Consider the following 25,472-nt stretch of genomic DNA (forward strand, 5'->3'; position numbering starts at 1 on the left):
GGCCATGTGCAAAACTCATAAAGAACTGAACGGGTCTTGGTACAATGAGTGCTTTCGATACATCGGCACCGCCATCCACCCATGATAGATATCCAACTTCTCCGTAAAGACATCGCCACCGTCGCAGAACGCCTGGCGACGCGCAAATTCCAGCTCGACGTGGCAGGTTTCAATGCCCTCGAAGCCGAACGTAAGGCGATCCAGACGCGCACCGAAGAGCTGCAAGGCAAGCGCAATGCGCTGTCCAAGCAAATCGGCATGTTGAAAGGCAAGGGGGAAGACACCTCGGCCGTGATGGCGCAAGTGGCCGGCCTGGGCGATGAACTGAAAGCCGATGAAGCGGCCCTGACCCTGGTGCAAGCCAAGCTGAGCGATTTCATCATGGCCGTGCCGAATTTGCCGCACGAATCGTCGCCTCTGGGTACGGACGAGTCGGGCAACGTGGAAGTGCGCAAGGTCGGCACGCCACGCACTTTTGACTTTGAAGTCAAGGATCACGTCGATGTGGGCGGCCCGCTGGGCCTCGATTTCGAAGTGGCCACCAAGCTGACCGGTTCGCGCTTCTCCGTCATGAAGGGCGGCATCGCCCGCCTGCACCGCGCGTTGGCGCAATTCATGCTCAACACGCACGTGGACGAACATGGCTACACGGAATGCTATACCCCGTACATGGTCAATGCCGACTCGCTGCGCGGCACGGGCCAACTGCCGAAATTCGAAGCCGACCTGTTCTCGGTGAAAAAAGGCGGCGCGGAAGGCGAGGGCGAGACCTTCTACCTGATCCCGACGTCGGAAGTGTCGCTGACCAATATCGCACGCGATGAAATCCTGGCGCTGGATCAACTGCCCCTGAAAATGACGGCCCATACGCCATGCTTCCGTTCGGAAGCGGGCAGCTACGGTCGCGACACGCGCGGCATGATCCGCCAGCACCAGTTCGACAAGGTGGAAATGGTGCAAGTGGTGCATCCGGACACGTCGTACCAGGTGCTCGATGAAATGGTCGGCCATGCGGAAACGATTTTGCAACGCCTGGGCCTGCCATACCGCGTGATGTCGCTGTGCACGGGCGACATGGGTTTCGGCGCCACCAAGACCTTCGACCTGGAAGTGTGGCTGCCGGCGCAAAACACCTACCGCGAAATCTCGTCCCTGTCGAACTGCGAAGCCTTCCAGGCCCGCCGCATGCAGGCGCGTTTCCGCAATGCCGCCGGCAAGCCGGAGCTGGCCCACACCCTGAACGGCTCCGGCCTGGCAGTGGGACGCACCCTGGTGGCCGTGCTGGAAAACTACCAGCAGGCAGACGGCAGCGTCGAGATCCCGGCCGTGCTGCGCCCGTACATGGGTGGCCTGACGCATCTGAAGGCCTAAAATAGTCCTTTTCTTTTCGCCGCGGGCTGCTATAATCTTGCCTTCTCGCAGCAATGCGGGAAAGACCGCAGCAAATGGAGAGGTGGCAGAGTGGTCGAATGTACTTGACTCGAAATCAAGCGTACGTTAAATCGTACCGTGGGTTCGAATCCCACCCTCTCCGCCAGAACAAATAGAGAAAGCTCCCGCAAGGGAGCTTTTTTTATTTGTGGCGGCGAAGAGGAGCAAGGCGCCTGCGCGCCTTGCGCGTGGGATTCGAAGACGAGCGCGTACTCGCGCGAGACTCCCCGAATCGTCAATTTGGTTTTAAGCGTGCGCCAAGGTGGCGTCTACAAAGGCGAGCCGCGCCTTGTACGAGGCTCCCCGAATCGACCGATTGGTTTTTTGGTTTGGCTACCAGCCCTCAGTTGCAAATCGCCAATAAAACCCCTACCCAACCCAACAATCCCCATGCTAAAATAGCGCCTCGTTCAAACAGGCACGTCAGTTTGAACGAATAGACCGCAGTAAACGGAGAGGTGGCAGAGTGGTCGAATGTACTTGACTCGAAATCAAGCGTACGTTAAATCGTACCGTGGGTTCGAATCCCACCCTCTCCGCCAGAATACATAAGAGAAGCTCCCGCAAGGGAGCTTTTTTTATACCCGCCACATGTGCAAGCCGCCAGCGCAATAAGGCAGGTAAAAAAAATCGCCCAAAGCGCGCAGCGCAAGGCGTTTTTTCCTCCATTCAGGCTTTGAAAGCCAGCGCTCCCACAAACGCAATCTAATGCACTAGCCTCGCCACCGCAAACGCGACGCCCGACATGGCAACGATCGTCCCCCCACACGACAGGATGACAGCCGACTTCGCCTCAGCCACATCGGACTTGGTCGCATAATTGGAGCGCACCACAGCGAGGTCCAGTTTCAAGCCACTGACATCCGTCTTGAGAACGCCGACATCGGTCTTGAGAGCAGTAACATCCGTTTTCAGGCCGGCAACATCCACCTTGATGTCCGCAACATCGGTTTTCAAGTCCGCAACATCGACTTTGATGTCAGTCACATCGGCCTTTACATCCTTTACGTCCAGTTTCACACTGGCCATGTCCTTTCCCGGCGTGTTGACTTGCTCGTCCATGGCGCAATCCTCCGTGCTTGTCACTGCATGCTCCTCGCTTTTTTCACCGCTGTCAAACAGTGTCCCGAGGGTATCGCGCATGGCTTTGCTATTGCTTGCCAGGCGTTGCGCCAGCGCCGTCACGCGCTGCAAGTCGGCCATTCCTTCGCCCTGTAGCTGCTCCGTGGCAGTCTGCAATTCGACGGTGATCTGCTCGCTGAGACTGGCTGCGACCTGTAGCCACGCATCGATCTTGCGCTGGCGTGACTGTTGCGCCAGCGCGCCATGCCGCATTTGCGTATCGCTCAGCTTGTGCATGCTGTTCATGCTGCGTCCTCTTCACGTTGGGGCCGATGCCGCCCACGCTACTCCTCGCCGATAGTGTCCGCCTTGACCCCGCTCACCCTATGGTAATCTACCGTATCCCCATCCTGTCCCCATACCCAAGCAATGAGCCGATTCTGGAGCAACATCGTCAGCGAGCTGACCCCCTACATCCCGGGCGAGCAACCCAAACTGCCCAACCTGGTCAAACTCAACACCAACGAAAATCCCTATGGCCCGTCGCCGCAGGTGCTCGCCGCACTGCGCGAAGCAGCCAACGACAGCCTGCGCCTCTACCCTGATCCGTCCGCCAGCGAACTGAAGCAAACCCTGGCCGACTACCACGGCTTAAACAGCAATCAAGTGTTCGTCGGCAATGGCTCCGACGAAGTGCTGGCGCTGGCCTTCATGGCCTTGCTCAAGCACGATGCGCCGCTGCTGTTCCCGGACATCAGCTACAGCTTCTACCCCGTGTATTGCAAGCTGTACGGCATCGATTACCGCACGGTGGCGCTCGACGATGCCATGCGCATCCGTCCGGAAGACTACCAGGGGCCGTGCGGCGCCATCATCTTCCCCAATCCTAACGCCCCCACGGGCGTGGACTTGCCGCTGGCCGGCGTGGAAACTTTGCTGCGTGCCCATCCCGATGCCGTGGTGGTGGTCGATGAAGCGTATGTGGATTTCGGCGGCGAGAGCGCCGTGGCCCTGGTGGCGCGGTATCCGAACTTGCTGGTGGTGCAGACGTTCTCGAAATCGCGCTCGCTGGCCGGCTTGCGCGTGGGCTGTGCATTCGGGCATCCGGACTTGATCGAGGCGCTGGAAAGAGTGAAGAACAGTTTCAACTCGTATCCGCTGGACCGGCTGGCGTTGGCCGGGGCCGTCGCATCGCTGCACGACGAAGCGTATTTCCAGCAGACGCGCCAGGCCGTTATTGCCACCCGCGAACAGCTGACGGCGGACTTGGCGGCGCTGGGCTTCGAGGTACTGCCCTCGGTGGCCAACTTTGTCTTTGCCCGTCACCCGCAGCATGACGCGGCGCAACTGGCCGCCGGCTTGCGTGCCCGCTCCGTGATCGTGCGCCACTTCAATGCGCCGCGCATCAGCCAGTATTTGCGCATCAGCATTGGTAATGTGGGCGAGTGCGCAGCCTTGATGGCGGCGTTGCGCGAGATATTGTCGTGATGGCAGGCCTGGTACGGCTGCCGGCAGCCGTACCAGGCGCCAGTTTGCTTACTGCTGGCTGACTCGGCGGCGGCGCGCCATGAAGCAGAGCAAGCCCAGGCCGCCCAGCAGCATGCCGTAAGTGGCTGGCTCCGGTACGGCCGACACGGACAGGTTATTGATGGTTGGCCAGATGCCGATCTGTCCGGCTGTGCTGACGGACAGGTCGGAGAATGCGCCCGACGACACGAAGCCGATAAACGAAGCTTGCGTCGGCAGGGCCAGATCATAGCTGAGCAGCTCGCCCAGCGCATTGCGCGCCGTCAGCGTGATGCTCTGGCCATTGGCATATTCGCCGGCAAAGTTCGATCCGAAGAAGAATCCCCCCACACCGCGTACGGCACTGGAAAAGTTGGAGAACACCACGCTGTCGTTGCGGTCGTTCGTGCTCAGCCAGTTGTCGCTGCCCGTGCCTGCGCCATACAGGATGGGCGAGGCGCCAACGCTGCTGACCGTGTAGGCATAGCTGCCCGCGTTGCGGTTCAGCGGGCCGTCGAGCGCATCGATGGGCAAATCATCAAAGGTGTCGACGCCGGTATTGCCGACCGCTGCCAGATAGGCGGACTGGCTGGTAAACACCGTGATGTCTGCGTGTGCGGCGCTGGCGGCGAGCAGCAGGGCGGCGGCGCTCATGATTTTCAGGCGGGAGAATGCAGTTTGCAAGATCGACTCCTTCACAAGGGTTGGGAAAAGGATGCGGCAAAAGTTTACTTATTTATAATGCCAATTCAATATAATATTAACTAGAAAAAAATGCAATATAAAGTTCTTTATGATAATTTTCGTCTTGTATAGCTGAAAAGCGGATGTTTCCCAATCACCACTCCGTGTACGCCAAACGTCGCGTAGGGCCGCACCATGCTGCCGCCAAGGGCCATTTGTGCAACAATAATCGGATTCATTCATCGACAGGACGGACAATATGGCAAAAGTGGCATTCATCGGTTTGGGCGTCATGGGTTTCCCCATGGCAGGTCACCTGGCGGCGGGCGGGCACGACGTCACCGTGTACAACCGCAACCCGGCCCGCGCGGCCGCCTGGCTGGAACAGCACAAGGGCAGCAGCGCCGCCACGCCGGCTGCCGCGGCGGCCGGTGCCGAGTTCGTCTTTACCTGCATCGGCAACGATAACGACCTGTACCAGGTCATCCTGGAAGAGGGCGGCTTGCTGTCCGCCATGGCGCCGGGCAGCATCCTGATCGACCACACGACGGCTTCGGCCGAAGCGGCGCGCACCATCCACGCGGCGGCGAAAGAGCAGGGCGTGTTCTTCCTCGACGCGCCTGTGTCCGGCGGCCAGGCGGGCGCGGAAAACGGCAAGCTGACGGTGATGGCGGGCGGCGATGCTGAAGCGTATGCACGGGCTGAGCCTGTCATCGCCCTGTTCTCGCGCGCCGTCACCTACATGGGCGCTTCCGGTTCCGGCCAGCTGACGAAGATGGTCAACCAGATCTGCATCGCGGGCCTGGTGCAAGCCTTGAGCGAAGGCATCGCCTTTGCGGAAAACGCGGGCCTCGATGCGGCCCTGGTCGTCGACGTGATTTCCAAGGGCGCGGCGCAGTCGTGGCAGCTGGAAAACCGGGGCAAGACCATGATAGAGCGCAAGTTCGACTTCGGTTTCGCCGTCGACCTGATGCGCAAGGACCTCGGCATCTGCCTCGCCGAAGCCAAGCGCAACGGCAGCGACTTGCCCGTGACGACCTTGACGGACCAGTTCTATGGCGAAGTGCAACAGGCGGGCGGCAACCGCTTTGATACATCCAGCCTGATTACCCGCCTGAACAAAAAGTAATCGTTCAACGGCCAGCCACGGCGGCGCGTCCCTGCACAGGGCCGCGCCGCTTGTCGTTTACGCCAGCATTAACCTTAAAACGTCAGTTTCCGGAACATCCGGTTTCGATTTTCATGGAAAAGCATGGACTTCGCTAGCTCATCGTGTATTATTAAAAAACGAGATGAAATGTCCCAATTTTTAAAACATTATGAGCGGACCCGCATGAAAACCAACTCCTCAGCGATAACACGCGTTGTCGACAAGAACATTCCCTATCTGTCTTCCGCCGTTGCCATCTGGCGTCCCCGCGCCGTGCTGCGCAGCTGGCCCGGCGTGGCCATCGCGCTGGTGATCGCCCTGTCGGCCACCTTTATTTCCAGCAATTACGGTGGTCCTCAGTTGCTGTATGCGCTGTTCTTCGGCCTGGCTTTCCACTTCCTCGCCACCGACCCCACCTGCAAGCCTGGCATCGAGTTTTGCAGCAAGGTGCTGCTGCGCACGGGCGTGGCCCTGCTGGGCGCGCGCATCACCTTCAACCAGATCGCTTCCGTGGGCGTGACGCCGTTATTGATTGTCGTCGGCGGCTTGGTGGCAACTTTGGGCTTCGGCTACCTGCTGGCCAGGTGGCTGAAACGCCCCATCACGGAAGGCATTTTGTCGGGCGGTTCCGTGGCCATCTGTGGTGCCTCGGCCGCGCTGGCCATCTCGGCCGTGCTGCCGCAAACCAAGGAAAACGAAAAATTCACGCTGCTGACGGTGGTGGGCGTGACGACCTTGTCGACCCTGGCCATGATCGTCTACCCGCTGCTGGTCAAGCTGCTGGGCTTTGACCCGACGGAGGCGGGCGTGTTCATCGGCGGCACGATTCATGACGTGGCGCAAGTGGTGGGCGCTGGCTACCTGGTCAGCAACCACACGGGCGACGTGGCCACCTTCGTCAAGCTGACGCGCGTCGCTTGCCTCGTGCCTGTCGTGCTGGGCCTGTCGATCATGTTCAAGCGCAAGGACGGCAAGAGCGAAGTCGATGCGCCGCCGCTCGTGCCATTCTTCCTGATCGGCTTTGTGTGGCTCGTCATCACGAATAGCCTGGGCCTGATTCCGCAGGAAGTGAATGGCTGGATCAACAATGCCTCGCGCGCCTGCCTCGTCATCGCCATTGCCGCGCTGGGCGTGAAAACGTCGTTCCAGTCGCTGGCCTCGCTGGGCTGGCGTCCCGTGATCATGCTGGTGATGGAAACCGTATGGATCGCCGCCTTCGTCGCCATCGCCGTGCTGCTGACGCGCTAAGCGAGCCGGGCCTGCCATGAAGATCCTAGTCCTCGGCGCCGGCGTGGTCGGCACGGCATCGGCCTGGTACTTGCGCCAGGCTGGCCACGATGTGCGCGTGTTCGAGCGCCAGCCGGGCGCCGCGCAGGAAACCAGCTTCGGCAATGGCGGGCAGATTTCCGTCTCGCATGCGGAACCGTGGGCCAACCCTGCCACCCTGCGCAAGGTCGTGCGCTGGCTGGGCAAGGACGACGCGCCGCTGCTGTTCCGGCCCCGCCTCGATACGCTGCAATGGCAGTGGGCGCTGCATTACCTGCGCGAGTGCCTGCCGTCGCGCGTGTCGCGCAATATGCGGCAGATCGTCGCCCTGGCCGAGTACAGCCGGCAGAGTTTGCAATCCCTGCGCCGCGAAACGGGTATCGAATATGACCACCTGGAGCGCGGCATTCTGCATTTCTATACGGACCAGCAGGAGTTCGATAAATCGCAGTCGGGCGCCGCCCTCTTGCGCGAGCTGGGCTGCCCGCGCAATACCGTCAGCGCCGATGAAGTGATACGGCTGGAACCGGCCCTGGCCCATGCCCGCCAGCACATCGTCGGCGGCGACTTCACGGCCAGCGACGAGTCGGGCGACGTGCATTTGTTTACCACGGCGCTGGCCGCGCGCGCCGCCGCGGCCGGCGTGGATTTCCAGTACGGCAGCACCGTGACGCGCTTGCTGGCGGACGGCGAACGCATCACGGGCGTGGAATGCATCGATGCGCAAGGGCGCCATCGCCTGGAACACGCGGACGCCGTGGTGGTGGCCATGGGCAGCTTTTCCGCGCCCTTGCTGCAGCCGCTGGGCATGCGCTTGATGCTGTATCCGGGCAAAGGTTATTCCGCCACCTATCCGATTCTTGAGCCATCCGCCGCACCGACCGTCTCGCTGACGGACGATGGCCACAAGCTCGTGTTTTCGCGCCTGGGCGAACGCCTGCGCGTGGCGGGCACGTGCGAGCTGAACGGGTACACGCGCGAACTGAACCCCGTGCGCTGCGCCGCCATCACGCGCCGCGTGCAGGCGCTGTTTCCCCGCGCCTGCGATTACGGCGACCCCGTCTACTGGGCCGGCCTGCGCCCCCTGACGCCTTCGAACGTGCCGTATATCGGCGCCACGCGCTACCGTCAGCTGTTCCTCAACACGGGTCACGGCACCCTGGGCTGGACCATGGGCTGCGGCGCGGGCAGGGCGATCGCGGACCTTGTGTCGGGACGCCGGCCGGAAGTCGATTTTGCGTTTTGCGGGGAAACCCAAGGAAAAAGGCTGGGGTCGGACCCTCAGGGTCCGACCCCGGATTTTGCTTCTGGTTTAAATGAATTGCACAGGAGATCAAGATGAGAGACGACGCCACCCCCAGCCAAGCACCGGGCGGCCTGACCCTGGCCGGCACCACCTACCAGTCGCGCCTGCTGGTGGGCACGGGCAAATACAAGGATTTCGAGGAAACGCGCCTGGCCATCGAAGAGAGCGGCGCCGAGATCGTCACCGTGACGATACGCAGGGTCAACATCGGCCAGGAGAAGGGCGAGCCGAACCTGCTCGACTTCATTCCGCCATCGAAATACACGATCCTGCCCAACACGGGCGGCTGCTACAACGCGCGCGACGCCGTCTATACCTTGCAGCTGGCGCGCGAGCTGCTGGGCGGCCACCCGCTGTGCAAGCTGGAAGTGCTCGGTGATGAAAAGACCTTGTTCCCGAACATGCCTGAAACCTTGAAGGCGGCCGGGGAGCTGGTGCGCGACGGCTTCCAGGTGATGGTGTATTGCAGCGACGACCCCATCCAGGCGCGCATGCTGGAAGACCTCGGCTGCATCGCCGTCATGCCGCTGGCGTCCCTGATCGGCTCGGGCATGGGCATTCTGAATCCGTGGAATCTGTCGCTGATCATCGAGCAAGCCCGCGTGCCCGTGCTGGTCGACGCGGGCGTGGGCACGGCGTCGGACGCGGCCATCGCCATGGAACTCGGTTGCGACGGCATTTTGATGAATACCGCCATCGCGGCGGCGCGCGAACCGATACGCATGGCGCGCGCCATGAAACTGGCAGTGCAGGGCGGACGCGAGGCTTACCTGGCCGGACGCATGCCGAAAAGTATGACACAGCCTGGCGCCATGCGCGCCTCGCCGTCGTCGCCAATGGCCGGGCTGATCGCCTGAGCCGCCGCATTTACCCGCAGTTTGCAGCACCGTAGTTGATTATCGTTTCAAGCGTTTATAAAAACCACAATACCTGGAGATGACATGAAACACACACTCGTAGCGGCAGCCATCCTGGCCTCCTTCTTCGCCGGCAACGCCAGCGCCCAATCGTCCGTCACCGTGTACGGCTTGCTCGACGCGGGCCTGACCTCCGAACATGGCGGCGCGGACGGTTCCGTCACCAAGCTGGCCACCGGCGTGCAGTCGGGCAGCCGCATCGGCTTCAAGGGCACGGAAGACCTGGGCAACAATCTGAAAGCCAATTTCTTGCTGGAAAACGGCCTCGACGTGGATACGGGCGCCAACCGCCAGGGCGCCTTGTTTGGCCGCAAGGCTTACGTGGGCCTGTCGGGCGGATTCGGCGCCGTAAACCTGGGCTTGCAGCACAATCCGCTGTTTACCGCGCTGGACAATATCGACCCCTTCGAGACGGGCATGACGGGCGCTTCGATCAACCTGATGAGCGTGGCCAGCCTGCGCACGAAAAACTCCATCATGTATGAAACGCCGAAGGTGAACGGCTTGTCGGCCGCCATCATGTATGGCTTGGGCGAAAAGCCGGACAGCAACACCCTGGGCCGCACCATCGACTTTTCCATCGACTATGCCAATGGCCCGCTGGTACTGACGCTGGCGCATGACAACCGCAAGGATACGCCGTTGAACACGGCGAAAGTGACCTTGCTGGGCGGCACCTATGACTTCGGTCCCGCCAAGCTGCACGCCGCGTATGAGACGGACAAGGATGATGCGGGCACGGATTTCCGCAACTACATGCTGGGTGCGTCGGCCCCTGTAGGCGCGGCGGGCAGCGTGATGGCGTCCTACATCAAGAAGGATGACCGCACGAATGCGCGCCGCGGCGGGCGCCAGCTGGCCATCGGCTATACCTATGCCTTGTCCAAACGCACGAATCTGTACACCTCGTACGGCCGCATCAACAACGATGGCGCGGGCACCAATTTTGTTGGCGATGCCTCCAGCGGCGGCAGCGTGCCCTTGCCTGGGCATAACTCGAGCGCCTTCACGGCCGGCATGCGCCTGAAGTTCTAAGCGCGGCGCAGAAGGAGAGCGATGGCGGCTTGTCTGTTGCGGATAAGCCGCCATTGTTGTTTCAGGAGTGGACCTAAGTCACGGATTCCGGATTCAGGAATGAAACAGTCCGATTTTTCATGAATTTTCATTGACAGCGCATTTCGCAACCGTTAAATTGAACACGTATTTCAAATATCGGAACAAAATATACCGATTTTTCATAAAACCGTAAGGAGACTGAGCCATGACCGATTTGTCCGACCAAAAAGCCGCCGCCGCAGCGATACCTGTGGGCCCGCAAAAGATGACGCCTTCCGAAGCGTTCGTGGAAACTCTGGCCGCCAATGGCGTGACCGACATGTTCGGCATCATGGGCTCGGCCTTCATGGACCCGATGGATATCTTTGCCCCGGCCGGCATCCGTTTGATTCCCGTCGTGCACGAGCAGGGCGCCGGCCACATGGCCGACGGCTATGCCCGCGTCTCGGGCCGCCATGGCGTCGTCATCGGCCAGAACGGCCCCGGCATCAGCAATTGCGTGACCGCCATTGCCGCCGCCTACTGGGCGCACACGCCCGTCGTGATCATTACCCCTGAGACGGGCACGATGAGCATGGGCCTGGGCGGTTTCCAGGAAGCGAACCAGCTGCCGATGTTCGAGGAATTCACGAAATATCAAGGTCATGTGACGAATCCGGCCCGCATGGCGGAATTCACGGGCCGTTGTTTTGACCGCGCCATGTCGGAAATGGGGCCGACGCAATTGAACATCCCGCGCGACTATTTTTATGGCGAAATCAAGGCGGAAATCCCGAAACCGAACCGCCTGGACCGCGGCGCCGGCGGCGAACAAAGCCTGAACGATGCGGCGGAATTGCTGGCGAAAGCCAAGTTCCCTGTGATCATCTCGGGCGGCGGCGTCGTCATGGGCGAAGCCATCGAAGAGTGCAAGGCCCTGGCCGAACGCCTGGGCGCACCCGTCGTCAACAGCTACCTGCATAACGACTCCTTCCCTGCCAGCCATCCGCTGTGGTGCGGCCCGCTCGGCTACCAGGGTTCCAAGGCAGCCATGAAACTGATCGCCAAGGCCGACGTCGTCGTGGCCCTCGGTTCGCGCCTGGGACCGTTCGGCACCTTGCCGCAGCACGGCATGGATTACTGGCCGAAAAACGCGAAAATCATCCAGATCGACGCCGACAACAAGATGCTGGGGCTGGTGAAAAAGATTTCAGTCGGCATCTGCGGCGACGCCAAGGCCGCCGCCAAGGCGATTATTGCGCGCCTGGACGGCAAGACGCTCGATTGCGATGCCACGCGCGACGAGCGCTATGCCACCGTGCAAGCGGAAAAGGCCGCGTGGGAAGAGGAATTGACGAACTGGACGCACGAGAAGGATGCGTACAGCCTGGACATGATCGAAGAGCAGAAGAAGGAGCCGGGCAACTATCTGCACCCGCGCCAGGTCTTGCGCGAGCTGGAAAAGGCGATGCCGGAAGACGTGATGGTGTCGACCGACATCGGCAACATCAACTCGGTAGCCAATAGTTACTTGCGCTTCGAAAAGCCGCGCAGCTTCTTTGCGGCGATGAGCTTTGGCAACTGCGGCTATGCCTTCCCGACCATCATCGGCGCCAAGGTTGCCGCACCGCACCGTCCAGCCGTGTCGTATGCGGGCGACGGCGCCTGGGGCATGAGCCTGATGGAAACGATGACCTGCGTGCGCCACAACATTCCCGTGACGGCCGTGGTGTTCCACAACCGCCAGTGGGGTGCGGAAAAGAAAAACCAAGTCGATTTCTACAACCGCCGCTTCGTGGCAGGTGAACTCGACAACCAGAGCTTCGCGGAAATCGCGCGCGCCATGGGCGCCGAAGGCATCACGGTCGACAAGCTGGAAGACGTGGGCCCGGCCTTGAAAAAGGCGATCGACATGCAGATGAATGAGGGCAAGACCACCATCATCGAAATCATGTGCACGCGCGAGCTGGGCGACCCGTTCCGCCGCGATGCGCTGAGCAAACCCGTGCGTCACCTGGATAAATATAAAGACTACGTCTGATTTGCTGGTGTTGTTGGATTACGCCCTCTGGGCAAATCCAACCTACCCAACCTACGCGACTGTGTAGGTCGGATTAGCCGGGCCTAGGCCCGGCGTAATCCGACACCACCCTGACCGATCCTTGTATGACCCCGGCTTGCCGGGTTTTATGTGCCGGAACCATCTTCATGCTTGCGTGGTTCCGGCACTTTTTTTACCGAATTGGAGTACCCATGAAAGCCCTGCACCGCATCATCGAGCAAGCCCGCACCGTGCCGAAGAACATCGTGTTGTGCGAGGGCGACGACGTGCGCGTGCTGCAGGCAGCTGCGCGGGCGGCAAGCGAAGGCCTGGCGCACATCACCATCGTCGGCAAGCCGGCCGCCATCCTGGCCCTGGCGCGCGAACATGCGCTGGACCTGGATAGCGTGCGCCTGATCGACCCGGCAGAGTCCAGCGAGTCGGAACACTATGCCCAGCAATTGTTTGTGCTGCGCCAGGCCAAGGGCATGACGGTGGAGCGGGCGAGGATCGCCGTGCAGGATCCGCTGTGCTATGCCAACCTGATGGTGCGCCTGGGCGACGCGGATGGCTGCGTGGCGGGAGCCGTGCACACGACGGCAGACGTAGTGCGCAGCGCCATCCAGATCATCGGCGTCGATCCGGCCTTCAAGCTGGTGTCGAGCTTTTTCCTGATGATGCTGTGCGAACCTTTCCACAGCCTCAAGGGCGGTTTCATCTTTTCCGACTGCGCCCTCGTTGTCGACCCGAAGGCCGAGGAACTGGCCGACATCGCCATGGCCGCCGCCGACAGCGCGCAAGCGTTGCTGATGGAAGAACCGCGCGTGGCCATGCTGTCGTTTTCCACCAGCGGCAGCGCCCACCACGCGGCCGTCGACAAGGTGCATGCGGCAACAGACCGGGTCAAGGCCCAGCGTCCGCTGCTGGCCATCGATGGCGACGTGCAGCTCGACGCGGCCATCGTGGCCGAGATTTCGCAGAGAAAAGTCAAGGATTCCGTCGTCAATGGCCGCGCGAACGTGCTGGTGTTCCCGAACCTCGACGCGGGTAATATCGGCTATAAATTGGCTGAGCGCATGGGCGGCGCCGTCGCCATCGGCCCCCTGCTGCAAGGCTTGAAGAAACCCGCCAACGACCTGTCGCGCGGTTGCAGCGCGATTGACGTGTACAACGTGATTGCCGTCACGTCCGTGCAGGCCCAGGGTGGACGCTGACTTCCTGTTCAGCTTGCCGGTGCTGGCGCTGCTGGGCGTGGTGGCGGCGGGCACGTATTTTCAGACCGTCACGGGTTTTGGCCTGGGCATGATCGTCATGGGCGTAGCCAGCGGCCTGGGCCTGGCGCCCGTGCCCGCGCTGGCGGCCCTCGTCAGTTTGTTGTCCTTGGCGAATTGCCTGGTGGCCTTGCCGGGCGCCTTGCACCACCTGGACTGGCGCGCCATCCGCGCGGCCAGCATCGGCTTGCTGCCGGCCATGGCGGCCGGCGTGCTGTTACTGGGATACCTGGACCAGGCGTATGCGCCCGTCCTGAAACTGTTATTGGGCGCGGCCATCGTGTATGGCGGCGTCAGCATCCTGCTGCAGGCGCCGCCGGGACCGGGCGCGGCGGACAAGCGCAGCTTCTTCATCAGCGGCGTGTGCGGCGGCCTGTTCTCGGGCCTGTTTTCGCTGGCGGGACCGCCGCTCGTGTACCAGTTTTACCGCCAGGAAATGAGTTTGAAAACCATCCGCTACAGCCTGATCTTTTTGTTCGCCATCAGCGCGGGCGGGCGTTCGCTGATGGCGGGCAGCCAGGGCCAGCTCGACGCGAAAGTCTTGCTGTTGTGCGCGCTGGCCTTGCCCGTGGGCGTGCTGGCCACGATGGCCGGCAAGCGCTATCCGCCACCGATCGCTCAGCGCGGCATGCGCCGCATCGCGTTTGGCGTGCTGACCGCCATCGGTATCTCATTGATGGCGGCCGCCGTGCCGCAATTGCTCAGGCCTTGAACGTCAGCAGGGGCTTCAAGCGCGCCACCGATTGCAGCAAGCCCGCTTCCTCCTGCGCGGCGATGACGGGGCCGATCTTCTTGTACGCCATCGGCGCTTCCTCGACGCGGCGTTCTTCGCGCAAAGTCACGCACTGGAACGCCATCTCGTCGCCGCCCACCGTGGGCCGCATGGCGCGCATGGCCTGGCGGCGGATGCTGCGCCCCGCGCCATGCGAGCACGACCACAGCCAGTCCGGATTGCCCATGCCCGTTGCCACATAGGAATAATCGCCCATGGAGCCGGGAATCAGCGCCAGGTCGCCCTCGCGCGCCGGCGTGGCACCTTTGCGGTGGATGTTCATGCCGTGCTCGCGCAGGATGACGTTGTGCGGCACGTCCACCACCAGGCGAGAGGTATCGTGCGCATACACCTGCGACAGGCTGTCGCGCACCAGCTCGGCCAGGACCATGCGGTTGACCCAGGCATAGCGCGATGCCACGCCCATGGCGTCCATGTAGTCGCCGGCCAGTTCGCCCGTCAAGCCGTACAGGCCGGACTGCGGGTGGCGCACGCCTTTCGGCCAGGCCTCTTTGGCGCGGTCCATCCAGCGGCTGCCGACAAAAAAGCCCACGTCGCGGCTGCCGCTGTGGATCATGACGACCACTTCGCCAGGCACCAGTCCGTGCCGGTATGCGGCGTGGCGGTCCATGACGGCATCGACCAGCTGGATTTCCACGAAATGGTTGCCCGATCCCGTGGTGCCAAGGCTGGGGTCGCGTATCACTTCGCGCGTGCCAACCAATGCTTCGGGCGCATGGCGCAAGCCGCCGCCCAGTTCGCGCAAGGCGATGCAATCGTCGAGCTCGCGCAGCAGGCGTTGCTTGTCGACGCGGGGCCACAAGCCCTCATTGTGCAGGCTGTCGATGAACGCTTCCGGCCCCACGTCGAACAGGGCGGCAAACGCTTTCGAGCGCAGCGGCACGTTGCGGCCGTCTTCCAGCAGCACATGCTTGAGCTTGCCCAGCAGCTGCGGCTTGCGCGCCTCGAACTGCGCCAGGCTCAGGCCCGTCGTGATCAGGCGCATGCCGCAGGCGATGTCCGTGCCGGGAATGGCGGGGATCACCATGTCGGCACTGGTGGCGACGATGCTGCCCACGGGCGCGATGCTGCCCGGGTGGAAGTCGGGCGTGGCGCATGCCTTGCACACATGGCCATCCTGGCCGGGCACGCTGACGGCGGCAAACTCCATCAGCTGGCGCACGGCTTTTTCCTCGAGCGGAAAGTTGTGGGGCAGCAGCACGGACGCCTGCGCGTGCGGATTGCTGAGTGTATAAATGCCGTCGGCATAGGCGACAGCGATGCCCTGGCGGCGCAGGGCTTTTTGTAATCTTGATAGGGGAAACACGATTCTGCTCCGGAAATAACGAATGCACGGCCCTTTTGCAAGGGCCATGTTTGTTTTCCACGCAGCAGCGACAGGAAGTGCCGCCAGCTTAGCAAACTTTGTGCCGCTTGCAAAGAGAGGGGTGCGCGCAAGAGCGCGCACGATACGCAGCGCCACTTGCAAAATAATCAAACAGCCTTTATATTCGCGGTTCTTTCTCGAACCTCTTCCTTATTGGAGCCAAAAGTGCCTCGCTTCTTCGCCATCACCTGCTAACGCTGACGAAATGCTCTCTGCAGCATCGTTCGGCGCGTTGACGCCCCCGATTGCTGCGGCACTGCTCCCTCCGCACACGTATCCGAGACGCTGGTCTCGATCGTCCACGCCCGAACACGTCGTCAGCACCCCTGACCCTGTATGGACACGCCCCGGTGAACGCGGCGTGGGACGCTATGTTTTTACAATCATTACCCTTATTCAAATACCCGCGCACGCCGCACCTGGAAGGCTCGCGCCTGCAGGACGGCGATGACGGTTCCGACCAGATGCCCCTGAAAAAGCTGGCCGGCCAGTACGTCGTCATCGAGGAAAAAATCGATGGCGCCAACTCTGCCGTGTCGTTCAGCGATGCGGGCGAGGTGCTGCTGCAGTCGCGCGGCCATTACCTGGCGGGCGGCGGCAGCGAACGCCAGTTCAACCTGTTGAAACCGTGGGCGCATGCGCACGAACACGCCTTGCTGCATCTGCTGGAAGACCAATTTGTGCTGTTTGGAGAATGGTCGTACAGCAAGCATTCCGTGTTTTACGACCGCTTGCCCCATTATTTCAACGAGTTCGACGTGTATTGCCGCCGCAGCCAAATGTTTTTGTCGACGGCGCGCCGCCACGCCATGCTGGCCGGCTCGCCCGTACTCTCCGTCCCCGTGCTGTATGCGGGCAAGATGCCCTCGTCGCCCAAACAGTTGTGGCAGTTGCTGCGCCATTCGCTGGCCAAGTCCCGCCTGTGGCGCGACGCTTTTGAAACCGCGGTGGCGCGCGAACGCCTGCCGCTGGACCTGTGCTGGAAGCAGACGGACAAGTCCGACCACGCGGAAGGCCTGTACCTGAAAGTGGAAGACGACGAGCAAGTGCTGGCCCGCTACAAGCTGGTACGCCATGACTTTACGCAAACCATCCTCGACAGCGGTTCGCACCACAGCACGCGGCCCTTGATCCCGAACCAGCTGGCCGAAGGCGTGGACCTGTACGCGCCGCAGCCGCTGGTGACGTGGGAAAGCCTGGGCTTGCACACCTGCCAGTCGCTGGACGAACTGGCAACCTTTTCAAGGAGTACAAGATGAACTGGAAACAGTTACAACAACTGGTGCCGCAAGCGGGCCAGTCGCCCGATTTCAATGCCTGCCTGGCCGCCTTCCCGCAGCTGGAACTGGCGAAAACGACGCCGCAAAACCCCGTGTATCACGCGGAAGGCGATGTGTGGACGCATACGATGATGGTGGTGGAATTCCTGCTGGCCATGCCCGATTACCAGCAAGCCACGCGGGCAGAACAGGAAATCGTGTTCCTCGCCGCCTTGCTGCACGACGTGGCCAAGTGCAGCACCACGGTGATCGACCCGGTGACGGGCGCCATCGGCCAGCCCGGCCACTCGCGCAAGGGCGCCCTCGATGCGCGCATCGCCCTGTGGGATTGCGACGTGCCGTTTGCCGCGCGCGAGGAAATCTGCCGCCTGATTAACGTACATCAAGTGCCCTTCTTTGCACTGGAAACGTCGCGGCGCGGCGTCACGCCGGAATTTACCGTGCGCGAACTGTCGTGGCAGGTCGATATCCGCTTGCTGGCCATGCTGGCCGAAGCCGATATCCGTGGACGGATCTGTCCCGATCCGCAGCGCATACTCGACGCCATCGAGCTGTTCCGCGAACTGGCGCGCGAGGAGGGTTGCTACGGTCAGCGCAAGGCCTTTGTCGACGATCACACGCGCGTCAAATATTTTCGCGGCGCCGAGGCGCATCCCGATTATTCCCTGTTTCAGGAGCCGGGTTCGCACGTGATCGTGATGTCGGGCCTGCCTGCTTCGGGCAAGAATACGTGGGTGGAGAAGCACCATCCGCGCCTGCCTGTCGTGTCCTTCGACGATGCGCGGACGGCCTTGGGCTTGAAGCACGGCAAGAAAGAAGGGCAGGTGGGCGACTATGCGGAAGAGCGGGCGCGCGAACTGTTGCGCAAGGGCGAACCGTTCGTGTGGAATGCCACGCATCTGTCCAAGCTGATGCGCGAAAAGACGCTCAACCTGCTGTATAAATACCACGCGCAGGTGGAACTCGTGTACCTGGAGCAGCCACGCAAGGAGTTATTGCGGCGCAATGGCCAGCGCGACACATCGCTCAGTAACAAGAAACTGCAGTCGATGCTGTGGAACTGGGAAATCCCCTTGCCGATGGAAGCGCATGCCGTGCGTTACTGCGTCGCTTGAGGCGCGGCGGAAACGGTGTGTTCCCCGGTTCTTCATAAGGATATAAGCAATCAAAATAATAATATTTATTTTTAAAATTGCAACAAACTGAGTATATTGCGATTCTTTCATTTATTACAATGGATTGCCTGGAGCGCTGAATGGCCGGGCTGTGGCGCGAGGAAGTTCCCTCGCGTTTCCTGAGTGAATCACTGGCTGATCCACTCTTCCTCTTTGAATGAATTGGAGTCCTCAATGCAAAAATCCCTGATCGCACTGGCCGCTGCCGCCATGCTTGGCTTTGGCGCCATGTCTTCCGCCCAGGCGGCCACCCAGACCATCACCTTCAGCGCCGACCGCGCGCTGGGCGCCACCAACTGGGCCGACACCCTGGGATTGGGCAAGTTTGACAGCAACCTGGGTACCTTGACCTCGATCAAGTTCCACCTGGAAGGCGCCGTACAGGGCAGTGGCAAGGCGGAAAGCCTCGATGCCAGCGCCTCCGACGTGACCCTGAGCCTGGCCTCGCTGCTGACCTTGTACCGTCCCGACAATTCCACCTTGCTGGTGGCTAACCCACTGTTCACGCAGACGTTCGCCCTGAGCGCCTTCGATGGCAGCATCGATTTCGCCGGCACCTCGGGTGCCAATACAGGACCCCGGTCCAGCACGGGCGCCAACTCCTACACGAGCGGCAGTGCCAGCGACTTCGCCCTGTTTTCCTCGGCCGGCGGTGGCTTGATCCAGCTGGGACTGAACGCCATCGGTTCCTCGACGGGCAGCGGTTCCGGTAATTTGCTGACCCAATTCCAGACGGCCGCTTCCGGCCGCGTGGCAGTGACGTATGAATACATCAGCGCCGTGCCGGAACCGGAAACGTATGTGATGCTGCTGACAGGCCTGGCGCTGGCCGGCGTGATGACGCGCCGCCGCAAGTCTATGGTGTGATCAGCGTTTTCCGCGTCCGGCGAGCAGCTGGGCGATTTCGCTGAACAGTTCATTGTTCAGCGAGGCGGGCAGGGTGGTGGCCAGGCTGCGGCTGTAGTAGGCGCCCAGGTCCAGGCCCAGGCCCAGCCCGCAAATATCAATGGCGCCCTGCGCTTCGCGGCGCGCCACCACTTGTTTCAGATGTTGCGCCAGATAAAACTCGTCGTTGGCCAGATTCGTGGCCGTATCCATCGGGCAGCCGTCGGACACGACGAGCAGGATGCGCCGCCGTTCCGGGCGCGCCAGCATGCGGCTGCACGCCCAGTCCACGGCTTCGCCATCGACGCCTTCACGGTACAGGTCCGCTTTCAGCAGGGCCGCGATGTCGGGCCGCGCGCGGCGCCAGCTCGTATCGCCATCCTTGAAGACCATGTGCACGAGTTCATTCAGACGGCCCGGGTTGGCGGGCGAGCGGGCGCGCATCCAGTCGCGCCTGACTCGTCCCCCGTTCCACGCGCCCGTCGTAAAGCCCAGCAACTCCGTGCTGATCCCGGCCTGGTCCAGCGCGCGCAGCAGAATGTCGAGCAGCACGGCCACGGATTCCGCATGCGTCTTCATGGAGCCGGAACAGTCGACGAGAAAGGTGACGAGGCAATCGGCCTGGGGCAGGAATTGTTCCTTGCGGAACAGCCTGCGTTCGGACGGCGAGCTGATCAGCTGCGCCAGGCGCCGGCCATCGATAGTGCCCTCTTCCTCGCCGAACGACCAGCCGTCGCGCTCGGGTATGGCCAGCAGTTGCGTGAAACGCCGCGCCAGGCGGGCCGTGTTGATGCCCAGGCTGGCGATGCGCGCATCCATGCGTTCGCGGTATTCGAGCAGCAGGGCGCGGCGCACCAGCTCGCCCGCTTTTTCTTCGCGGTCGTATGCCGTGCTGTAAATCCGGTAGGCGCCATCGCCGTCGCTGAAGGCGCGGCTCTCGCCCAGCGGGGCGCTATCGGGAACGTTGTCATTGTCGCTGTCGAAATCGAGCAGCAGCTTGAAGGCTGTCTGCGCCTTGGCATCGCCGGCCTCGTCCTGGCTGCCGTCGCGCGCCGTTTGCGCATCTTGCAGCATGGCGTCGACGGCGTGGGCGATGGCCAGCGCGTGGCGCGCAAAGGCCGCCTGGTCAATGCGGTGGCGGCGCAATCCAGCCAAGTCGCCGCTCAATTGCGAAGAGATGGACCAGCGCGTCGCTTCGATGAAATCTTCCGTCTTTTCCAGCACGGGCCGCGCCGTCAGGCGCGACCAGCACATCTGGAATACCGTGTACAACAGCAAGCCCGATGCGCCCTCGGCCAGGCCGGAATCGTAGAACGCGTGCGACCATGCCGTAAAACGGTGGCGCAGGTTGCCGATGACGCCAGCGTGGTGCTCTGGCGCAAGCGTTTCCACCCTTAACTGTTCCAGCAATTCGAACACGAGGCGAGCCACGGGCTCGGCCGGGCAGAGGGACTTGTGCAAGGCGGCGTCCGTGTGCAGCAAGCGCAGGGCGACGCTGTCTGCCGCACCGCGCAGCGAGGGCAAATCCTGCAGCGCCGCATCGGGCTGCAGATGGGCGGAGTGGATGGGCAGGGGGCGGTGGCCGTCGTGCAGGCGCCGGCCACGGTAGCGGATGGAGGCAACGCCGCTCAGCGCGCGGATGGCGCCCGCGCACAACTCGTCCGTTTCCTGCTGCTCGCGTGTGTAGGCGGCAGGCGCGGTCGCTTCCGTACTCATGCCTGGCTCGCCAGCAATTCCTCATTGAAACAGCGCTGGTAATACTCGGCCACCATGGGCCGCTCGGCCTCGTCGCATTTGTTGAGGAAGGACAGGCGGAAAGCCAGGGCCGGGTCGCGGAAGATCTGGCAATTCTCGGCCCAGGTAATCACCGTGCGCGGCGACATCAGGCAGGCCAGGTCGCCCGCCGCATAACCGTGGCGCGTGAGGCTGGCCACGGCCACCATGCTGCTGGCCAGCTGGCGGCCCGCCTCGTCGTTCATGGCGGGAACACGGGCCAGTACGATCTCCGTTTCTTCCGCCTGCGGCAGATAGTTCAGGGTAGCAACAATGTTCCAACGGTCGATCTGCGCGTGATTGAGCACCTGCGTGCCGTGGTACATGCCGTTCAGGTTGCCGAGTCCTACCGTGTTCGACGTGGCGAACAGGCGGAAGTGGGGATGCGGCGTGATGACCCGGTTCTGGTCGAGCAGGGTGAACTTGCCGTCGCGCTCGAGGATGCGCTGGATGACGAACATCACGTCGGGGCGGCCCGCGTCGTACTCGTCAAAGATCAGGGCCACGGGGCGTTGCAATGACCAGGGCACGATGCCTTCCTGGAATTCGGTCACCTGCTGCTGCTCGCGCAGCACGATGGCGTCCTTGCCGACCAGGTCCAGGCGGCTGATGTGGCCGTCCAGGTTGACCCGCACGCAAGGCCAGTTCAGGCGCGCCGCCACTTGCTCGATATGCGTGGACTTGCCCGTGCCGTGCAAGCCCTGCACCATCACGCGGCGGTTGTGGCTGAAGCCGGCCAGAATCGCCAGGGTCACGTCCTGGTTGAAGCGGTAGGCGGGGTCGATGTCGGGCACGTGCGGATCGCGTTCCGTGAAGACGGGCACGCGCAGGTCGCTGTCGATATTGAACAGGCTGCGCACGGACTGCAAGGTTTGCGCCGCTGCGGCGGGGGGATGTTGGCGTGAATCTGGCACCTTGTTCTCCTGTGAAACCGCAGCATGGGCGCTACGGCGGTTATGAGTGACCGGCTTGCAATGCGTCGTCGTCCCCGCCCGTCGTCGGCATGGTTTCCGATTCGATGGCGGCCAGGGCTTGCGCGGCGCGTTGCAATGCTGGCAAGAAATGTAAAGCCTTGTCGTGCGTCAAACGGATGATGGGCGCCTGGATGGCCACAGCCAGGTTCGAGCGGCCGTTCGGGTTCGGCACCAGCACGGCCACGCACAGCAGGCCGGGCAGGAATTCCTCGTCGTCCAGCGCATAGCCGTTGCGGCGCACCAATTCCAGTTCGCGTTCCAGCTTGACGGGGTCCGTTTCTGTCTTGTCCGTAAAGCGCGTCAATTCCATGTGGCCCAGCAGGCGGCGCCGCTGCACGGGCGTCATTTGTGCCAGGAACAGCTTGCCGCTGGACGAGCAGTGGGCCGGCACCCGCGAACCGGGATGCAGGTAGAAGCGCAGCGGGGCCGCCGTTTCCACGCGGTCCAGGTACACCACTTCGCTGCCGCTGAAGGCCGTCAGGTTGCAGCTTTCGCCCACTTCCTCGACCAGCTGGCGCAAGACCATGCGGCGGGCGCCATGGAAAGTGTTGTTAATCAGCAGGTTCGATGCGAGGCGGCGCAGGCGCACGCCCGTGCTGTAGTGGCGGCCATCGCTTTCGCGCTGCAGCACGCCCACGCTTTCCAGCTGTTGCAGCATGCGGTGCAGGGTCGGCTTGGGCAGCCCCGTTTCTTCCACCAGCGCTTGCAGCGACAGCAACTGGTCTTTTTCGGCAATCACTTCCAGCAAGGCAAACAAACGCATCGTGGGCGTGTCGCCTTCCAGTTTTTCCGGCTCAAGTTTTGGGGATGAAATCATGTCCATGGTGGCCTCGGTTGGGTAGCTATGAGTGTTACTTCAGCTTATTTCATTTTCGAACTCAAATTGTACCGTTTCCTTGAAAATCTGTTTGACTTTTGATTGCTGAACGCTTAAATTGAATTGTATATCAAATTTCGGAACAAAATATACCGATTTTTAATAAATGAGTTGATAATTTCAACAGCTTCAATCACCACAGACCAGGAGACACCCATGAATGACATGACCGAGCAAAAAGCCGCCGCCGCAGCGGCCATCCCCACCGGACCGCAAAAGATGACGCCTTCCGAAGCGTTCGTGGAAACCCTGGCCGCCAATGGCGTGACCGATATGTTCGGCATCATGGGCTCGGCCTTCATGGACCCGATGGATATCTTTGCCCCGGCCGGCATCCGTTTGATTCCCGTCGTGCACGAGCAGGGCGCCGGCCACATGGCCGACGGTTACGCCCGCGTCTCGGGCCGCCATGGCGTTGTCATCGGCCAGAACGGCCCCGGCATCAGCAATTGCGTGACCGCCATCGCCGCCGCCTACTGGGCGCACACCCCCGTCGTCATCATCACGCCGGAAACGGGCACGATGAGCATGGGCCTGGGCGGCTTCCAGGAAGCGAACCAGCTGCCGATGTTCGAGGAATTCACCAAATACCAGGGCCACGTCACCAATCCGGCCCGCATGGCGGAATTCACGGGCCGCTGCTTTGACCGCGCCATGTCGGAAATGGGCCCGACGCAACTGAACATTCCGCGCGACTATTTTTATGGCGAAATCAAGGCGGAAATCCCGAAACCGAACCGCCTGGATCGCGGCGCCGGCGGCGAACAAAGCCTGAACGATGCGGCGGAATTGCTGGCGAAAGCCAAGTTCCCTGTGATCATCTCGGGCGGCGGCGTCGTCATGGGCGAAGCCATCGAAGAGTGCAAGGCCCTGGCCGAACGCCTGGGCGCACCCGTCGTCAACAGCTACCTGCATAACGACTCCTTCCCTGCCAGCCATCCGCTGTGGTGCGGCCCGCTCGGCTACCAGGGTTCCAAGGCAGCCATGAAACTGATCGCCAAGGCCGACGTCGTCGTCGCCCTCGGTTCGCGCCTGGGACCGTTCGGCACCTTGCCGCAACACGGCATGGATTACTGGCCGAAAAACGCGAAAATCATCCAGATCGACGCGGACAACAAGATGCTCGGTTTGGTCAAGAAAATTTCGGTGGGCATCTGCGGCGACGCCAAGGCGGCCGCCAAAGCGATTATTGCCCGCCTGGATGGCAAGATGCTCGATTGCGACGCGACGCGCGAAGAACGCTACGCCACCGTGCAAGCGGAAAAGGCCGCGTGGGAAGAGGAGCTGACGAACTGGACGCACGAGAAGGATGCGTACAGCCTGGACATGATCGAAGAGCAGAAGAAGGAGCCGGGCAACTATCTGCACCCGCGCCAGGTCTTGCGCGAGCTGGAAAAGGCGATGCCGGAAGACGTGATGGTGTCGACCGACATCGGCAACATCAACTCGGTGGCGAACAGCTATCTGCGCTTCGAAAAGCCGCGCAGCTTCTTTGCGGCGATGAGCTTTGGCAACTGCGGCTATGCCTTCCCGACCATCATCGGCGCGAAAGTGGCCGCACCGCACCGTCCGGCCGTGTCGTATGCGGGCGACGGCGCCTGGGGCATGAGCCTGATGGAAACGATGACCTGCGTGCGCCACAACATTCCCGTGACGGCCGTGGTGTTCCACAACCGCCAGTGGGGCGCGGAAAAGAAAAACCAGGTGGATTTCTACAACCGCCGCTTCGTCGCAGGCGAGCTCGACAACCAGAGCTTCGCGGAAATCGCGCGCGCCATGGGCGCCGAAGGCATCACGGTCGACAAGCTGGAAGACGTGGGTCCGGCCTTGAAGAAAGCGATCGACATGCAGATGAATGAAGGCAAGACGACCATCATCGAAATCATGTGCACGCGCGAGCTGGGCGACCCGTTCCGCCGCGATGCGCTGAGCAAACCTGTGCGTCACCTGGATAAATATAAAGACTACGTCTGATTTGCTGGTGTTGTTGGATTACGCCCTCTGGGCTAATCCAACCTACCCAACCTACGCGACTGTGTAGGTCGGATTAGCCGGGCGCAAGCCCGGCGTAATCCGACACAGCGCTGTGACCAAATTCTCACAGATTGTCACGAAAGCATCATAATTTCATTAAAGAATACAAGGCGTCCCGTTTTTTGAATTATTTGATTTGACAAGGCCATGCTTAAGGCTTAAATTCAATAAAAGACAAAAAACGGAACGTAGCGTATCAAAAACGATTTACGGAGACAACCATGAACCACCCTGTACCGCACACTGACGCTGTCACCACGGACTTCCTGCAAGCATTCGGCGATGCCTGGAACCGCCACGATATCGAGGCCCTGATGGCCGCCATGGCCGACGACTGCGAATTCCACGCCGTCGCCGGTCCCGAGCTTCTGGGCAAGAGCTTCATCGGCCGCGACGCCGTGCGCGCCGGCTTCGAGCTGGCCTGGCAAACCTTCCCCGACGCCGCCTGGCTCAACCCCGTGCATTTCGTCAGCGGCGAACGGGGCGTGACGGAGTCGACCTTTGCCGGCACCAAGGCGGACGGCACGCGCATCGAAGCGCGCATGGTCGATATCTTCACCTTCCGCGATGGCAAGATCGCCGTCAAGAATGCTTTCCGCAAGGATCGCCCACCCGTCGTCACAGTCTGAGCCAGCACGTTCACCAG

Annotated in this window: 21 protein-coding genes and 2 tRNA genes; 17 read left to right on the top strand and 6 right to left on the bottom strand. The window is 61.8% G+C overall.

Going from position 1 to position 25,472, the window contains the following annotated elements:
* Positions 1–81 precede the first annotated feature (81 nt).
* The 3 genes from serS to CSQ92_RS01455 all read left to right on the top strand — a co-directional run bounded on the left by serS (position 82) and on the right by CSQ92_RS01455 (position 1,973).
* On the top strand, positions 82–1,371 hold the full coding sequence (gene serS, locus CSQ92_RS01445) for a serine--tRNA ligase (protein WP_099393033.1): 1,290 nt from the start codon (positions 82–84) through the stop codon (positions 1,369–1,371).
* 76 nt (positions 1,372–1,447) lie between these two features.
* Positions 1,448–1,537: transfer RNA gene (locus tag CSQ92_RS01450), tRNA-Ser, on the top strand.
* 346 nt (positions 1,538–1,883) lie between these two features.
* Positions 1,884–1,973, top strand: a tRNA-Ser gene (locus tag CSQ92_RS01455).
* A gap of 163 nt (positions 1,974–2,136) precedes the next feature.
* Here the strand turns inward: CSQ92_RS01455 and CSQ92_RS01460 are convergent.
* A complete protein-coding gene (locus CSQ92_RS01460; RefSeq protein ID WP_143450256.1) occupies positions 2,137–2,799 on the bottom strand; it encodes a hypothetical protein in 663 nt (220 codons plus the stop codon).
* Between the two features lie 123 nt (positions 2,800–2,922).
* On the opposite strand from CSQ92_RS01460, the gene hisC reads away from it, so the two are divergent.
* Complete coding sequence (gene hisC / locus CSQ92_RS01465) at positions 2,923–3,981, top strand: histidinol-phosphate transaminase (RefSeq protein ID WP_099393035.1); 1,059 nt, start codon at positions 2,923–2,925, stop codon at positions 3,979–3,981.
* A gap of 48 nt (positions 3,982–4,029) precedes the next feature.
* Here the strand turns inward: hisC and CSQ92_RS01470 are convergent, their stop codons facing one another.
* Complete coding sequence (locus tag CSQ92_RS01470; protein WP_257219098.1) at positions 4,030–4,683, bottom strand: PEP-CTERM sorting domain-containing protein; 654 nt, start codon at positions 4,681–4,683, stop codon at positions 4,030–4,032.
* A gap of 259 nt (positions 4,684–4,942) precedes the next feature.
* Between CSQ92_RS01470 and CSQ92_RS01475 the strand changes: the two genes are divergently transcribed.
* From CSQ92_RS01475 to CSQ92_RS01510, 8 genes are all read left to right on the top strand, one after another.
* Positions 4,943–5,812 (top strand): NAD(P)-dependent oxidoreductase, encoded by an 870-nt coding sequence (locus CSQ92_RS01475; RefSeq protein WP_070278732.1) that lies wholly within the window; start codon positions 4,943–4,945, stop codon positions 5,810–5,812.
* A gap of 204 nt (positions 5,813–6,016) precedes the next feature.
* A complete protein-coding gene (locus CSQ92_RS01480) occupies positions 6,017–7,081 on the top strand; it encodes a YeiH family protein (protein ID WP_099393037.1) in 1,065 nt (354 codons plus the stop codon).
* A 16-nt stretch (positions 7,082–7,097) separates the two neighbouring features.
* Positions 7,098–8,441 (top strand): D-amino acid dehydrogenase, encoded by a 1,344-nt coding sequence (locus CSQ92_RS01485; protein WP_099393038.1) that lies wholly within the window; start codon positions 7,098–7,100, stop codon positions 8,439–8,441.
* A complete protein-coding gene (locus CSQ92_RS01490; RefSeq protein ID WP_034786137.1) occupies positions 8,438–9,262 on the top strand; it encodes a thiazole synthase in 825 nt (274 codons plus the stop codon). The genes CSQ92_RS01485 and CSQ92_RS01490 overlap by 4 nt, the downstream gene beginning before the upstream one ends.
* An 84-nt stretch (positions 9,263–9,346) precedes the next feature.
* Positions 9,347–10,357, top strand: a complete 1,011-nt coding sequence (locus CSQ92_RS01495; RefSeq protein ID WP_070278740.1) for a porin — start codon at positions 9,347–9,349, stop codon at positions 10,355–10,357.
* A gap of 226 nt (positions 10,358–10,583) precedes the next feature.
* A complete protein-coding gene (gene xsc, locus CSQ92_RS01500; protein WP_099393039.1) occupies positions 10,584–12,398 on the top strand; it encodes a sulfoacetaldehyde acetyltransferase in 1,815 nt (604 codons plus the stop codon).
* Between the two features lie 212 nt (positions 12,399–12,610).
* Complete coding sequence (gene pta / locus CSQ92_RS01505) at positions 12,611–13,612, top strand: phosphate acetyltransferase (protein WP_099393040.1); 1,002 nt, start codon at positions 12,611–12,613, stop codon at positions 13,610–13,612.
* On the top strand, positions 13,602–14,381 hold the full coding sequence (locus CSQ92_RS01510) for a sulfite exporter TauE/SafE family protein (protein ID WP_099393041.1): 780 nt from the start codon (positions 13,602–13,604) through the stop codon (positions 14,379–14,381). Before pta ends, CSQ92_RS01510 begins: the two co-directional genes overlap by 11 nt.
* On the opposite strand, the gene CSQ92_RS01515 is transcribed toward CSQ92_RS01510, so the two are convergent.
* Positions 14,371–15,768 (bottom strand): RtcB family protein, encoded by a 1,398-nt coding sequence (locus CSQ92_RS01515; RefSeq protein ID WP_180276908.1) that lies wholly within the window; start codon positions 15,766–15,768, stop codon positions 14,371–14,373. The two genes, CSQ92_RS01510 and CSQ92_RS01515, sit on opposite strands and share 11 nt — an antisense overlap.
* Before the next feature lie 431 nt (positions 15,769–16,199).
* Here CSQ92_RS01515 and CSQ92_RS01520 point away from each other — a divergent pair, with 431 nt between their 5' ends.
* From CSQ92_RS01520 to CSQ92_RS29275, 3 genes are all read left to right on the top strand, one after another.
* The gene (locus CSQ92_RS01520; protein ID WP_099393043.1) at positions 16,200–17,087 is read left to right on the top strand and encodes an RNA ligase family protein; all 888 of its coding nucleotides are present in this window, start codon (positions 16,200–16,202) and stop codon (positions 17,085–17,087) included.
* Entirely contained in the window at positions 17,084–18,223 is a 1,140-nt protein-coding gene (locus CSQ92_RS01525) for an AAA family ATPase (RefSeq protein ID WP_099393044.1), read from the top strand. The genes CSQ92_RS01520 and CSQ92_RS01525 overlap by 4 nt, the downstream gene beginning before the upstream one ends.
* Before the next feature lie 234 nt (positions 18,224–18,457).
* Positions 18,458–19,150 (top strand): choice-of-anchor E domain-containing protein, encoded by a 693-nt coding sequence (locus CSQ92_RS29275; RefSeq protein WP_099393045.1) that lies wholly within the window; start codon positions 18,458–18,460, stop codon positions 19,148–19,150.
* Here CSQ92_RS29275 and CSQ92_RS01535 read toward each other — a convergent pair whose 3' ends face one another.
* The 3 genes from CSQ92_RS01535 to CSQ92_RS01545 are packed head-to-tail and all read right to left on the bottom strand — an operon-like array spanning position 19,151 to position 22,732.
* Complete coding sequence (locus CSQ92_RS01535) at positions 19,151–20,884, bottom strand: cobaltochelatase CobT-related protein (RefSeq protein WP_099393046.1); 1,734 nt, start codon at positions 20,882–20,884, stop codon at positions 19,151–19,153. It lies immediately after the preceding gene.
* Positions 20,881–21,855, bottom strand: coding sequence for an AAA family ATPase (locus tag CSQ92_RS01540; protein ID WP_257219099.1), 975 nt, complete (start codon positions 21,853–21,855; stop codon positions 20,881–20,883). The genes CSQ92_RS01535 and CSQ92_RS01540 overlap by 4 nt, the downstream gene beginning before the upstream one ends.
* A gap of 40 nt (positions 21,856–21,895) precedes the next feature.
* A complete protein-coding gene (locus CSQ92_RS01545) occupies positions 21,896–22,732 on the bottom strand; it encodes an IclR family transcriptional regulator (RefSeq protein ID WP_370452797.1) in 837 nt (278 codons plus the stop codon).
* A 225-nt stretch (positions 22,733–22,957) separates the two neighbouring features.
* On the opposite strand from CSQ92_RS01545, the gene xsc (CSQ92_RS01550) reads away from it, so the two are divergent.
* Positions 22,958–24,766 (top strand): sulfoacetaldehyde acetyltransferase, encoded by a 1,809-nt coding sequence (gene xsc / locus CSQ92_RS01550; RefSeq protein ID WP_099394548.1) that lies wholly within the window; start codon positions 22,958–22,960, stop codon positions 24,764–24,766.
* 281 nt (positions 24,767–25,047) lie between these two features.
* Positions 25,048–25,455, top strand: a complete 408-nt coding sequence (locus tag CSQ92_RS01555) for a nuclear transport factor 2 family protein (RefSeq protein WP_034788413.1) — start codon at positions 25,048–25,050, stop codon at positions 25,453–25,455.
* Positions 25,456–25,472: the final 17 nt, after the last annotated feature.

It is taken from the genome of Janthinobacterium sp. BJB446, assembly GCF_002735655.1.
Taxonomy (GTDB): domain Bacteria; phylum Pseudomonadota; class Gammaproteobacteria; order Burkholderiales; family Burkholderiaceae_D; genus Janthinobacterium; species Janthinobacterium lividum.